Annotated in this window: 7 protein-coding genes and 2 pseudogenes; all 9 read right to left on the bottom strand. The window is 73.4% G+C overall.

Going from position 1 to position 13,916, the window contains the following annotated elements; translation table 11 throughout:
- Window positions 1–38: 38 nt before the first annotated feature.
- Window positions 39–3,034 (bottom strand): annotated as a pseudogene (locus PV721_RS01365) (acyltransferase family protein).
- Window positions 3,035–3,047: 13 nt separating this feature from the next.
- Window positions 3,048–4,730: pseudogene (locus PV721_RS01370) on the bottom strand (glycosyltransferase family 2 protein).
- A gap of 182 nt (window positions 4,731–4,912) precedes the next feature.
- On the bottom strand, window positions 4,913–7,465 hold the full coding sequence (locus PV721_RS01375) for an acyl-CoA reductase (RefSeq protein WP_319720879.1): 2,553 nt from the start codon (window positions 7,463–7,465) through the stop codon (window positions 4,913–4,915).
- Window positions 7,462–8,610 carry an acyl-protein synthase gene (locus PV721_RS01380; protein WP_319720913.1) on the bottom strand — a complete coding sequence of 383 codons (1,149 nt, stop codon included), beginning with the start codon at window positions 8,608–8,610 and terminating at the stop codon, window positions 7,462–7,464. Before PV721_RS01380 ends, PV721_RS01375 begins: the two co-directional genes overlap by 4 nt.
- A gap of 23 nt (window positions 8,611–8,633) precedes the next feature.
- Window positions 8,634–9,776 (bottom strand): GNAT family N-acetyltransferase, encoded by a 1,143-nt coding sequence (locus PV721_RS01385; protein WP_319720880.1) that lies wholly within the window; start codon window positions 9,774–9,776, stop codon window positions 8,634–8,636.
- Window positions 9,773–11,152 (bottom strand): MFS transporter, encoded by a 1,380-nt coding sequence (locus PV721_RS01390; RefSeq protein WP_319720881.1) that lies wholly within the window; start codon window positions 11,150–11,152, stop codon window positions 9,773–9,775. The genes PV721_RS01385 and PV721_RS01390 overlap by 4 nt, the downstream gene beginning before the upstream one ends.
- Window positions 11,149–12,417, bottom strand: coding sequence for a phenylacetate--CoA ligase family protein (locus tag PV721_RS01395; RefSeq protein ID WP_319720882.1), 1,269 nt, complete (start codon window positions 12,415–12,417; stop codon window positions 11,149–11,151). Before PV721_RS01395 ends, PV721_RS01390 begins: the two co-directional genes overlap by 4 nt.
- Window positions 12,418–12,690: 273 nt before the next feature.
- Entirely contained in the window at window positions 12,691–13,284 is a 594-nt protein-coding gene (locus PV721_RS01400; RefSeq protein WP_319720883.1) for an NAD(P)H-dependent oxidoreductase, read from the bottom strand.
- Window positions 13,285–13,374: 90 nt separating this feature from the next.
- Window positions 13,375–13,896, bottom strand: a complete 522-nt coding sequence (locus PV721_RS01405) for a putative immunity protein (protein WP_319720884.1) — start codon at window positions 13,894–13,896, stop codon at window positions 13,375–13,377.
- Window positions 13,897–13,916: the final 20 nt, after the last annotated feature.

The following is a 13,916-nucleotide window of genomic DNA, read 5'->3' on the forward strand; positions in this document are numbered from 1 at the left end:
GAAGCCGGAAGCCGGAAGCCGCCGGCCGGCAGGGCTGGTCAGGCGCGCTTCTCCCGGGCCGAGACGGTGACGTGGTCGACCCGCATCGGATGGCCCGGTCGGTGGCGGGGCCGACGGTCGCGCCGTCGGCCAGCGGGAGCTTGCCCCCGACGGCCACGTTGAGGATCAGGAACAGCCCGTGGTCCACGGCCCGTTGCCACGTGCCGGCGTCCATCCGGCCGGACGTCACCCGGTGGTACACGCGGCCGTCCAGGTACCAGCGCACCTCCTCCGCGCCGGGAGCGAGGTCGACCTCGACGGCGTACGAGTGGAACGCCGTCCGGCAGTCGGCGCACGGCTGCCGACCGGAGGTCAGGCCCACCGGCTCCTCGCACGGGCCGCCTTCGAGGACACCGCAGTGCACGGTGCCGAAGACGGTGTCCCGCCCGTTCACGGACTCCATGACGTCGAGCTCCCCGACCCCCGGCCACCCCGTGTACCCCTCGCGCAGCGGCGCGCCCAGGGTCCAGAACGCCGGCCAGTAGCCCGCCGCCTGTGCGCCGGTCACCTCCGGCAGGGCGATCGACGCCTCGATCCGCAGGATCCCGCCGGGCGGAGGCGCGAAGTCGGCACGCCGCGTCTCGATGCGCCCCGAACTCCACTGCCCGTCCTTGCGGGTGGGGACGATCTCCAGCGCACCCTTCCCGTATAGCCGGACGTTGTCGGTCGAGTCCGTCATGGTTTCGATCTCGCCCGTGCCCCACTGCGGTGCCGGGCAGCCCGGGTAGCAGGTGCCCAGGTCGTGGATCCAGTGGGCGGCCGAGGGGGGACTGCCCGCCGGGCCGTCGAAGTCGTCCCGCAGCAGCTGTCTCCACCCGTCCGCGCCGGGCGGCGGCGTCGCGGACCCGGTCGGCGCAGGCAGCGCCCCGGCCTCCGTGAGCAGCCGTTCCAGCCGGTCGGTCAGGACGACGGCCGCCGCATCGGTCAGGTGGGCGTCGTCCCGGTAGAGCAGGATCCGGTCGAGCACGGCCGGGCAGGCCGGCCCGTCGCCCGGACACAGGACCGGGTTCACGCTCACGCTCCGTACGCCGGGCAGCGCGCCGGAGGAGATCCGCCCGGCCAGCGGATCGGGCGGCAGGGCGTCCTTCCGGCTGAACGCGCAGGCTCCGGCGGACCCGGGGCTGCCGGAGACGCACGCCGGGATGTCCGTACCGGGTACGGGGGTGTCCTCGAGGTAGACGATCGGCGCGCCCAGCGCCCTGAGCTGCCTCAGCGTCTTCTCCCAGCCCTCGGCCAGGAGCTTCGGGTCGGAGGTGTAGCGGTTGAGGGAGGCGATCACGATGAGCCGGGGCTTCGGCTGCTGCCTCAGCCTCTCCAGGGTGTCCGCCCGCCAGGTGTCGCACTCCCGGTAGGCGCGGCCGAGCTGGGGGCTGTCCACCGCCAGCTCCGGCAACGGGCAGCCCTGCTTCACCAGTTCCTGCAGCGCCCAGCCCCGTCCGGCGGCCAGCGCCAGCATCGGGGAGAACCACTGCCCGGCGTGCGAATCGCCGAGCAGTACGAGCCGGTCCGGGCTGTCCACGGCGCCGAACAGGCACTCCGGGCTGCGGGTTTCGGCCGGGGCGACCTCGCAGGCCCCGTCCGGCGGGAAGTCCGCCCGGGCCTGGACCGGACTCGGCACCACCGGGCCGTCCACGAGCTGGGTGCCGGAGGTCCGGGCGAGCAGGGTGGGGCCTGAGGCGGCGCCCGGAGGCAGCCCCTTCGGGTCGACCGGGGCGGCCGGGCCCAGCAGGTGCAGGGTCGTGGTGCCCACCACCAGGGCGAGGACGACCGGCAGCACGATGGCCGTGACGCCCACCGACAGTCCGCGGCGGGGGAGTTCGGAGACCGTACGGCTGCGGCGCAGCGGCTGCTCGACCCAGTGCATGGTGGCGAGCGCGGGCAGCACGGCCGCCAGCGTCAGAGCCGTCTTCGCGGGCCAGTCGAGGGGGCCGGTCCGGGCCTCGGCGAGCACGAGCACCGGCCAGTGCCACAGGTACAGGTTGTAGGAGAGCCGGCCGACGGCCCGCGGCGCCCGCCCCGCCAGCAGCCCTCCGACCTCGAAGGCGCCCGGGCCGTTCCGTTCGCCCCGGCCGGGTATCGCGGCGAGGATCACGGCGGCGGTGGCCAGGGTCGGCACGAGCGCCGCGTGGCCGGGATACGGCGTCGCGGCGTCGTACGACACGACGCACCAGCCGATCGCGGCGGCCCCGGCCCAGCCGCACAGCAGCCGCAGCGGTCGCGGCCCGCGCATCAGGTGCCAGGGCAGCAGGGCGAGCAGTGCGCCGACGCCGAACTGCCAGACGCGCGAGGGCGTTCCGAGGTAGGCCAGGGACACGGAGTGCCGCGTCCAGTGCAGGGCCAGGGCGAACGACGCGAGCGTCAGCGGCGCGGCGACCAGCACGACGACGTAGCGGACGGCCCGGCCGCGGCGGACCGCCCGGGCCGTGCCGAGCACGAGCACCGCCAGCAGCGGGGCCCAGACCAGGTAGAACTGCTCCTCGACGGCGAGGGACCAGAAGTGGAGCAGCGGACTCTGGTCGTGCCCGGCGGCGAGGTAGTCGGTCTGCTGCGACACGAACCGCCAGTTGGCGACGGACAGCGCCGCCGCGACGACGTCGTGCTCCACGTCGGTGCGGCGCAGCGGTACGGTCAGCAGGGCTCCGGCGACCGCCACGGCGCCGAGCACCACGGCGGCCGAGGGCAGCAGCCGCCGGGCCCGCCGGGAGAAGAAGTCCCCGAGCCGGATCCGGCCGGTGGTGATCGCCTCGCGGACCAGCAGACCGGTGATCAGGTAGCCGGAGATGACGAAGAAGACGTCGACGCCGACGAAGCCGCCGGTCGCCCAGGGGATTCCGGCGTGGAAGGCGAGGACCGCGAGGACGGCGACCGCGCGCAGCCCCTCGATGTCGGGCCGGAAGGCGGACCGGTGCGGGCTGGGCCCGGACTCGGCGCCGGAAGGGGATCCGGACGGGGGCGCGGCAGGGCTCCGCCGGCCGGGCGTCAGGAGGAAGGACATGGTGAGGCGCCTTTCAGCTCAGCCAGGGAAGCATCGGGTCGACCCACCCCGAGGCCAGCAGGCCGGTGAGCAGGAGGACGGCGGAGGCGGCGACGGTCTCGGGCCAGCGGCGCGGCAGCATGCCGCCACGGGGGCGCAGGGCGGCCCGTACGCGGGCGCGCAGCGGTCCGGCGGCCGGGTGCAGCTCGGCCAGCAGGTCCCGGATCAGCGGGACGTTGATCTGGCACTGCACCAGGAGATAGAGGAACAGCCCCCAGTTGGGTTCCCAGCCGTTGCGGGCCACGGCCAGCGAGAGCCCGCGGCGGCCGCGCCGTTGAGAGGACGAGCCAGGCCAGTGAGACGGCCACCGCCCGGCGGGCCATCCCGCCGGGAGCCGCCGCACTGCGCGTGGCGGTGGGTACCCATGCGGCGCTGCGGCCGCGTAACGTGTGCAGGAACGCCGTGGCGGCGGCCACGCTCGTCAGGACGTTGGCCCTGATCACCTCCACCCGCCAGCGGGTCCGGCTGATCCGCGGCAGCAGGACGTGCCAGAGCCACAGCGGAGCGAGCAGCGGCAGGACGTGCCAGGGCCGGATGTGGTCCGGGTACCAGAACATCATCACGAGCGGCGGCAGTGGCGCCGCGAAGGTGTTCACCGCCGTGGTCAGGTAGCCGACGATGCCCTCGTAGAAGCACAGGCGCATCCGCCAGGGCGCGCGCATCCGCCCCAGCACGGGCGTGCCGAGCAGGTGGAGGTGGCCCATCGCCCACCGGTACTGCTGGTTGACGAAGGAGGTGACGTGGTCGGGGGAGGTGCCCTTGGCGACCAGCACCGGCACGTACAGGGTGCGGAACCCCTGCTCGTGGAGGGCGAGTCCGGTGTAGAGGTCCTCGCTGTGGTCGAGCCGGGCGAAGCCGCCGGCCAGATCGATCGCACTGCGCCGGTAGACGGCGTTGCTGCCGCAGCAGATGGCGGCGTCGCTGGCGTCCCGGGACGGCTGGATCCACCGGAAGAACCACTCCTGCGCTGAGCCGGCGGCGCGCTGGATCCAGCCCATGCTCTCGTCCGTGTCGAAGCACTGCGGGCTCTGCACGATGCCGACCGCGGGGTCGGCCAGGTACGGGACGAGATGGCGCAGGAAGTCCGGCCTGGGCGCGAAGTCCGCGTCGAGGATCGCGATGAACTCGGCGCTGCTCAGGGTGAGCGCGTGGTTGAGGTTGCCGGCCTTCTTCAGGTGCCCCCGGTCGGGGCGCACGACGTACTCGAGCCGTACGAGGCGGCCAGCGCGGCGACCTCGGGCCGGTCGGCGTCGTCCAGGATCCAGACGGTCAACGCGTCGCCGGGCCAGTCCACTTCCGCCACCGCGCGGTAGGCGTTGGCCAGCACGGGGAGCGGCTCGCCGCAGGTCGGCAGGTACAGGTCGACGCCGGGCAGGGCGGCGGGCCGCCAGGCGTGGACGAGCACCTGGTGCGACTGCCGGGTGAGCCGGCGCTGGCGCAGGCTGTTGACGGAAGAGAGCGCCAGGGCCACGAGGTTGAGGCCGAGGACGGCGAGGAAGGCCCAGGGCGCCGGGGTGCGCAGGGCGAAGGTGAACATGGTCGCCGCCGTGAACACGAAGGCGAGCGAGGTGGCGACCAGGACCCAGCGGCGCTGCGGTCCGAAGTACCAGTAGAGCTCTTCGTCGGAAGGTGGCTGCGGAAGATGATGAAAGGTCATAAAGCCCCCCACGACTGTGCATGTGCCCGTTTCAGGTGACCCACCCTAGTGTTAAAGGTATAGACCACTGTCACGCAGGGGTGAACAGTCCTGGAACTCAGGGTCCTTGTCGGCATGCGCCGTCGTCCCCGGTCGCGGACCGGGGGCGACGGCGCATGGCCGGTGACGGGTCGCGCGACCGCCTAGCGGCGCGCGTCCACCACCGCGAGGAGCTTGCCGCTGGTCGGGCTCCGGTCCAGCGACGCGCCGTCGACCGCCTCGACCACCAGGTCCAGCAGCTGCTCCGTCACCGCCGAGCGGAGCTCCGGGTAGCCGGCCAGGAAGAGCTCCCGCAGCCGCTCCGGATCCGTCGTCCCGGCCCGTTCCACCCGTACGGTCAGCAGTTCCCGCGCGTCCGCACTGTCGAGACGGACCTGCAACTCGCCGCGGTAGCCGCCCTGTTCCCCGGCCAGGTCCAGGAAGCGCCGGTGGTTGAGGAAGTGCGTCGCCACCCGCATCACGTCACCGGTGCGCCCCTGCAGCTCGAAGCGGGGCGCGTGCCGGCCGCACGGGCAGCGGCCCGGAACCTCCCGGCCCAGGTCACCGATCACGTACCGGCCCAGGTGCTGGCCGCGCCGGGCGTGCGTGGTGAAGACCAGCCGGCCCGTCTCGCCCGGAACCGCCGGCCGGTCCTCGGCCAGGTCCAGGACCTCCATCGTGTGGAGGTCGGCGTGCAGGTGGTGGACGCCGCCGGAGCTCTCGGTGCACTGGTAGCCCAGCGGGCCGAGGTCGGTGCTGCCGTAGGTGATCGAGCGGACGGCCTCGATCCCGAACGTCTCCTTCAGCGTGCGCTGTTGCTCCTCGGTGAAGTGCTCGCCGCCGTAGAAGACCTTGCGCAGGCCTCCGTACGCGCGCAGCGCCTCCTCCTCCGCGTGCAGCAGCTGCCACAGGTAGGAGGGCATCCCGAAGAGGGTGTCGGCCCCGAGGTCGATCAGCGCCTGCGCCGTCGCCCGGTGGTCCGGCCCGGCGGACAGCGGCAGCTGCACGCCGCCGAGCCGCTCCAGCACGGAGAAGAAGCTGATGAAGCTGCCGTACATGGCGCCGCAGTAGAAGAGGTTGGCCGTGCGGTCCCCGACCGGGTCGTAGCCGGCGGCGAGCAGGCCGCGAGCGGCTGCGTGCATCTGGGTGTCGTAGTCGTCGTAACTGAAGACCGACAGCGCGGGCGCGCCGGTGCTGCCGCCGCTGCGGAAGTACAGCTCGGCATCGGCCCGCGCCACCTGCGGGCCCAGCTCCTGCACGTCCTCCTTGCCCAGCAGCGGGCCTGCGGGCGGCGGCAGGACGACGGGCCGGGCCAGGTCGTCCAGGCAGGCGGTGGTGGCGAAGCGGGCCGTGTCGGCCTGGACCGCGACACGCCGGCTGTAGCGCTGCAGGGCGTAGACCCCGTCGTGCGGCTCGCCGGCGTAGCTGTCCAGCATGGCGCCGACCGGCGTGACACGGGTGACGCCCGCCGCCAGGGCGGTGCGGGACAGCTCGGCGATGTCGGTCCGGCTGCCCGCGAGGCCCGCGGTCTGCAGGTAGCGGCGCATCGGGCGCAGGGTGGCGATCAGCCGCTTGCGGGGCAGCGGCTTCACCCACACGCTGCGGTGCAGCGGCGAGGCGGTGAGCGGGGACCGGGTGTCGGCCATGACCCGCCACGAGCCGTCGGGCGCGGCGAACACCCGGGTGAGACCCAGGTGTTCCTCCAGGCGGGCCACCAGCTCCGTGGTGGTCAGCTCGGCCTCCTCGGCGGGGTCCGGCCCGCCCGCCGCAGCGGCGGTCACGGCCGGCGGCCGCGCCGCGAGCACCCCGGCGAAGCGCTCGGCAAAGGCGAACACCTCGCCCTCGTCCTCGGTGTCGAGGTACACCACCTGGGGGCTGGAGCACGCCTGCTGCTCGTGCAGGCACACGTCGTCCGCGAGGGCGTCGAGCGTCCCGGCATCCGACCAGGCGTCGACCGTCAGGTACGCGAAGGAGATCCGGTGCCCCCACTCCACCAGCCGGCAGCCGGCCGGCACATGGGCCGCCACCCCTTCGACCGCGCCCTCCCCGCCCCATACGGCGACGGCGTCCGCGGGCGCGCACATCAGGCGCAGCCACTCCTGCCGGGAGGACGGGAAGCGCAGCACGACGATCCGCGCGGCCAGCGCGCCGCTGGGGTCCAGGGCCGCGAGCTCGGCCATCAGGTGCTGGGTGAGGAGGGTGTCGGCGCTGCTGGTCTTGAGGACGTTGACGTTTCCTGCGAGCAGGCCCTCGACGATGCTCAGCGGCGCGACCGTCGAGGCGTTGCCCGGGGCGATGTGGGCGACCAGGCCGACGGGCGCCCAGGCCTCGTAGACCGTCTCGCGCGGATCGGCCCGGTTCAGCCGGCCGGGAGCCGCGCCGCCCAGTTCCCGGCGCAGCTTGCGGGTCAGCTCCCGCCGGCCGAGGAGCCCGCCGAGTTCGGCCAGGACGGCCGGGTCCTCGCCTTCGGGCAGGTGGGGGGCGAGCCGGGCGTGCACCGGGTGGGCCGGGTCGCACAGGGCGCCGGCGAGGGCGTCGCATGCGGCCAGGACGGTCTCGGTCTCCAGCCCCTCGGCCAGCGCGGCCTCCACGGCGGCCGGCAGGCCGGCGAGGCGGCGTCCGGCCTCCTCGTCGCCGATGAACGCGCCCTGCCAGTAGTGGTGCGCGGCGCCCTCGCCGTGCGGCTCGTACGCGGCCTTGGTCTCCGTCACGGTCACGCCATGCCCTTCATGAGTTCGGCTGCGGCCACCGCGCAGCTGCGGTTGCGGCTCACCCCGGCACGGCCGTGGACGGTGAACCAGGGGGTCTCCAGCTCGCACGCGCAGGCGTCGCCCGGCTGGAGGGAGGCGAGGTCGCCCATGACCACGCTCTGCGCCGGCACCGAGGTGATGTACGGCGAGACGAGGTGCAGGTAGCCCGGCTCCCCGTACGGCAGCGGTTCGAGCGTGCGGGTGGAGCGGATCGTCACCCGGGACCAGACGGGGGCGTGCAGCCGGTGGTGGTCGCACTCGATGTACGGGATGCAGTGCTCCACCGACCCGAAGGTGTCCCGGATCCGCTCGCCCGGGATGCCCAGCTGCTCGGTGACGCGGGAGTACAGCTCCTCCTTGCCGATGCGCCGGTCCGCGTGGCCCTTCCAGCCGCCGCCGAGGACGACGAGGGAGCCTTCGGGCAGGCGCAGCGGAGGCAGCCCCATGGCGCGCATGCGCTCCAGGGTGAAGAAGAGGAAGGCCGGGAAGCCGAGGATGCGGACCGGGGCGTCCTCGCGCTCGAAGCGGCGCAGCGCGGCGATGCAGCCGAAGGGGTCGAACTCGTGGTCGCCGCCGGTGTTGCGCAGCGCGTACTCGACGCTGCGCGCGGGGGCGAAGTCGCACAGGTAGTTGTCGGTGAAGGCGGTGCCCAGGTTGAGGGACGGGGCCGGCTCGTAGCTGTAGAGGAGGTAGTTGACCTCCTGTTCGGGCGTGATCCAGCCGTTGCGCTCGAAGATCCTGGCCACCATGCGCTGGGCGGAGCGGATGGTCCAGTGGTCGAAGAACATCTGCGACTTCTGGCCGGTGGTGCCGGAGGAGGTCAGGTGCAGCTCCACGTCCTCGCGCGGGACGGAAAGCACCTCGTGGCGCTTGAAGAAGTTCGCGTGGACGAGTGGCGTGCGGTACGGCTCGGCCGGCGCGGTGGCCTCGTACAGGGAGCGGAAGAACGGGGAGCGCTCGGTGTGCCAGGCGTTGGTTTCCGCCATGGCGGCGGCGAACAGCGCGTCCTCCGCGGGCCCGAAGGCGTACGGATCGGTCAGGTCGCACAGCTGCTGTACGTGCGGCAGGAGGGCCGGATCGGGTACGGAGACCGGTGCGAGGTGGGGGTTCATGTGGTGAGTGGTGTTCATGGGATTCATGAGGCGACCTCGGGTGATGTGGGCAGATGGGTCGACGCCCAGGCCGACGTGTAGCAGTCCAGATAGGGCTGGAGGGGCGGCTCGACGGCGACGCCGCGGAAGTCGATCCGCTCGCTGGATCGGGACAGGACGGCGTAGTCGTGGAAGCCGTCGCCGTCGGCGCGCATCGCCGGGTAGAGGGCGCCGGCGACGAACCCCTGGGACAGGAAGGCCGAAAGGGCCTCCTGGTGTGCGAGCGGCACCAGGGCCTCGACGTAACCGGCACCGGCGCGGGCCAGGGCCCGGGTGACGGGTTCGAGGTACGCGGCCGCGGCGGCCGGGACGGGGTGGGCGGTCAGCAGGGAGGCGTACCCGCCGGCGCGGTTGAGGTAGGCGTAGACCTCGAACCGGCCGTCCTCCGGGGTGAGCAGCACGTTCGGGGTGTGCAGCGGGTAGAACCACCCCTCGGCGCAGGGGAACCGCTCGCGGAAGCGGCGGCGTACGAAGGCCGGAGCCTCGATCATCTCCAGCCGTTCGGCGGCCCCTCGCGGAGCGGGTTCCGGGAGCGGGCCGGCGGCGCGGACCCCCCGGTAGCGGATGCCGAGGGCGGCCTCCGCGGTGCGTAGCAACGGCAGCAGGGGGGCGGGCACTTCGGTGACGGGGATCCGGCGGTCGAGCACACCCGCGGAGTGACGCGCGTAGAGCGCGAGGCTTTCGCGGCTGCGGAGGTCCACCGCGTTGGGCAGGATGCCCAGCGGGCGGAAGCCGTTGCGCGCGACGACGCGCTGGGGTCCGGAACTGACGGTGCGTACGGTCGCGTACACCGAGTCCAGCCGCCCCGTGTCCAGCATCCCGGCGCACAGCGCCTCGGTCAGGGCGGCGGCCAGGCCCCCGGAGCGGTGCCCGGGGTGGACGGCGATGCCTTCCAGGCGGCCGATACGGCTGCCCGGCTCGCCGTGGATGGCGGCGGAGGCGGTCAGGGCCCCGGTGCCGGCGCAGCGGCCGACGAGCCACAGGGAGTGCGGGTCCTCCATGAGCCGCGCCATCTCGGCCGGGTCGGTGCCGAGGGCCACCGGGTAGTGCGGGCCGTAGACGGCGTAGTAGAGCTGGCGCAGTTCGGCGATGTCCGCCGAGGTGGCCGCCGTGATGACGGGGTTCACCGGGCACCTCCGACGGGTTCCGTGCCGTGGCCCGCGTCCGCGTCCGCATCTGCCGCGGGCGGTTCGGGCCTACGGGACCCGAGCAGGGCCAGCGCGAAGGCGGCGGGGACCAGGCCCGCCCCCTGCACCAGGCACAGCGTCCGGGGCGAGAGGAAATCGCCGGCGGAGCCGAACACGAGCGACGCCACGGGCAGGGAGGCGCCGAGTACGGCCTGCATCACGGCGAAGAAGCCGGGCTTGTCCGCCGTCGGCACCAGCCGCTGGAAGAGGGCCACGAAGCGGACGCTGACCGCCCCGGCACACCATCCGGCCACGGCCAGGCTGCCCGCGACGACCGGGCGGTGGGCGACCAGCCCGGGCACCGCCAGGGCGAGGGCCATCAGGCCCAGGCACCAGGCGCCGGCGACCGTGGGCCGGCCCGGCACACGGGTGCCGGTGAAGGCGCCGAGAAGCGCGCCGGCGCCCAGGGAAGCCTCGAGCAGTGCCACGGTGCCGCCACCGCCCTGGAGGACCGAGCGGGTGTAGAGGGGGATGACGACGAAGACGGCGGTGGTGAAGAGGTTCGCCGCGGTGAAGCAGACCAGGATCCGCCGTACGTAAGGCAGTTCGCCCAGGATTCGGAGGAGCGCGCGCCGCTGGGGCACGTTTGCCGCGGCCCCGTCGGCCCCGTCGGCCCCGTCGGCCCCGTCGGCCCCGTCGGCCTCGTCGGCCCCGGCGGTTTCGACGGTTTCGATGGGGCGGAAGCGGGCGCTCGCGACGAGCAGGGCCGCCCCGACGTAGGCGGCCGCGCAGCCGACGGCCAGGCCGGCCACGCCGGCCCGGTCCACGGTGAGGGCGCCGAGCAGCGCTCCGCCGAGGCCGGCCAGGGACTGGGTGGACAGCTCGAAGCCGGTGGCCGTCTCGATGTCGGCGTCGTCGACGAGTTCGGGCACCGAGGTGGTCAGGCAGGGGTCGAAGAAGGCCTGGCAGGTGGCCAGGGCGAGAGCGGCGGCGTACACGGAGGTGAGCGGCAGCGCGCCGCCGTACGCCCACAGCGCGAGGGCGCCGGAAGCGGCCCCGGCGAGGGCCGCGGCGGTCCGCAGGACCGAGCGGTGGGCGAACCGGCCGACCGCCGCCGCCACGACGGGCGCCAGCGCCACGGCGGGCAGGGTGCAGGCCGCCATGAACAGCCCGGAGGCCAGACCGCGGGCGTCGTGCACGGCGTAGGCGACGATCCACCAGGACACGCCGACCTGGAACATGCGGACGGCGGCCTGGGTGAGGACCTGGCCGAGCCAGACGGCGCCGAAGGCACGGTTGCGCAGGACCAGCGGCGCGCGCCGGCCGCCGGCCGCGACCTCGCTCGTGGCCTCCTCGGTCACGGGTGCGGCGGTCATGCGGTCGGCCTCTCGTCGAGGACCCGGACGAGCTTGCCCGAGCGCGGGTTGAGGGCGAGGTCGCGGTGGCGTGCCCACTCCACCGACAGCGGGTGCACGAACCCGGCGCGCACGCTCTCCGGATACAGCGGCCGTACGGTCTCCAGCTCCGTGATGACGGCCCCGGCCAACTGCTCCCGGCCGTGGCCGGAGTCGCCGGGGGCCGTCGCCAGCCGCAGGACGAGCCCGTCGCGGCCGTCCCAGCGGCGGACGACGAGCTGCATGCCGACCACGTGCCCGGCGGTGTCCGCCGCGGTCACGGCGTCCTGGGCGTCCTGGGTGTAGAGGGAGACGGGGCCCACCCGTACGCCTTCCTCGGCTCGGCCGAGGATCCGGAAGTGCCCGGGGCCGGTGCCGGTCCACTCGGCCCGGTCGCCGGCGGGGTAGCGGATGATCGGCATGAGCCGGCGGAAGAGGCTGGTGACGACGACGCGGCCGGGCCGCCCGGGTTCGGTGACGGGCTCATCGGTGGAGTCGTCGAGGATCTCGACGACCGAGTACGGGGTGAAGGCGCGGTGCACCCGGGCGTCGGGGCCCGGTACGGGGCGGCCGAGGAGGCCGGCGTCGACGCTGGCGTATCCGACGGAACGTGCCTCGGCACGAGGGAACGCGGTGGCCAGCAGGCGCCGCTGGTCGTCGAAGAGCGCCTCGCCGCCGAAGAACAGCAGCTCGACGGAGTCGAGCCGGGCACCGGTGGAGACGACCTCTTCGGCGAGCCGGCACAGGGTGGTGGGCGTGCCGGCCAGCACCTGGGCGGCGAGATCGCGCAGCGTGGGGATCGTCGTCTCCAGCGGCGCGCCGCCGCCGATCGGCAGGCGGACGTTCTCCACGGGCGCGTGGGCGAGCGAATCGAGGACGAACAGGAAGCTGGCGTAGAGCTCCCCGGCGTAGAAAAGGTCCGCGACGCGGTGTCCCGGGCGCAGACCCGTGTCCACGAGGCCCTGGCCGAAGGAGGTGACGAAGGTGCGCCACTCGTCGCGGGTGTAGACGGAGAACTTGGGGGACCCGGTGGTGCCGCCGGTCTTGTAGACCGTGGCCTCGCTGAGCGGGCCGGTCAGCACGCGGCTGTCGTGAAGGGTGTTGGCCGCCCAGAACTCCTGCTGGTCGACCACCGGCAGGTCGGTGAGGCGGTCGACGTGCGGCGGCAGGGACGCGTAAAGGTTTCGGTAGAAGGGCGAGTTGTGACGGGCGAAACGTATGAGGTCCGAGAGCTGCTGGACGGACATGGGCCTTTGCCTTGGTGACGGAAACGGGACGGGAGCCCCGGCGGCGCACGGCGAGAGCAAGAACTCGCCTGCGACTTCGGCCGGTGTGAACGGGGGACCCCCCGGCGCCCCCGCCTCCTCGACGCACGCCAAGAGCTGACGTGCTGTCACAATGATGAAACATCAGTGCGCTTGTCACCAAATTGGCCGCGGATTTCTGGCCAGCGTGGCCGCATCCGGCAATATCTTCGCCTCCTTGCCCGTCAGGAGGCGCCTGCGGCGAATCGCCGCGGATCAGGTCAGCAGCGCGGCGGCCTGCCGGCGTGCATCGTCGAGCCACGCCTCGCGTTGCTCTTCGTCCGAATCGGTGACGGTGCGGAAGACGACCCGGCGCACATCGGCAACTCCCACGTACGGCAGGACACATGCCGACCAGATGCTGTGCAGCGGATCCCCGAATTCGGTCGTCTCGCGATCGGCAGGCGTGTCGGAGGTGTTCAGCACGAGCGCTTTGCCGGCCTTCAGGAGCCCCGCGGGCTCGCCCTCCGCGGTGCCCAGTTTGTAGGCGACGCCGGGCGCGAGCACGCGCTGCACCCAGCCGGCGAGGACGGCGGGCGGCATGCCCCACCAGTTCGGGTGGACGAACACCAAGGCGTCGAGCGTCGCCACCTCCGCCCGGTGGAGCTCCACCTGCGCATCGTGGGCCCGTGACGCCGACTCGACCGTCCCCGTCTCCCCGGCGGAGAGCACGGGCGCGAATCCTTCGGCGCACAGATCGTGCGCCACCACCTGACATCCCCGCCCGCGCAACTCTTCCACCACCGCATCGAACAGTGCGTGATTGAAGCTTCCTGACCGCGGATGTGCGAGATACACACCTGTGCGCATGGCTCTTCCCCCAGTCGACACGAGCCGCCCTTTCGGCTGGTCGCCATTATCCGTGAGCCACTGCTCGCCGGTGCGAGCCCGCCCGACGGGTCATTGGCGCAAGGCCGCGTCCAACCGGTGGCGCAGCACGGCCAGTCGGCTGCGACCCGGCTCGCAGGCCGGCATCAGCCGCACCAGCGCGCGTACTTCCGGCGACGCGTGCTCGATCGCCCATCGCAGCTCCTCGTCACCGACGGCGGTGTCATCGCCGGCCGAGAGCTCGCGAGCCAGCGCGGCGTATACGGCCGGCCCGTGAATGTGTTTCGCCTGGTGAGGGGTGGCCAAGGAGTGGATGTACGGGGCCGCCGCCGCGTAACAGACGGCGCGCGCGGCGGCAGCGGCAGCCGGATCGCCGACCTCGCCTGCGGCCTTGTGGCTCGCCCAGGCGACGGAGCGCAACCGTGCTGTCCTCTTCCCCGTGCGCGTGAAGGCGCGCAGGACCTCGATCGCCTCGCGCGGGCGGGTGTCACCGGGAGCCTTCGCCTCGAACAGCGGCAGCACCCGCTCGACGCAGTCGGCCGCCCAGAGTCCGAGGAGCCGGCGGTCTTCTTCGCTGATGGTCACCTGGTTCACTCGTACATCCTGCCGGTTCC

The organism is Streptomyces sp. MB09-01, from assembly GCF_033794505.1.
Lineage (GTDB): Bacteria > Actinomycetota > Actinomycetes > Streptomycetales > Streptomycetaceae > Streptomyces.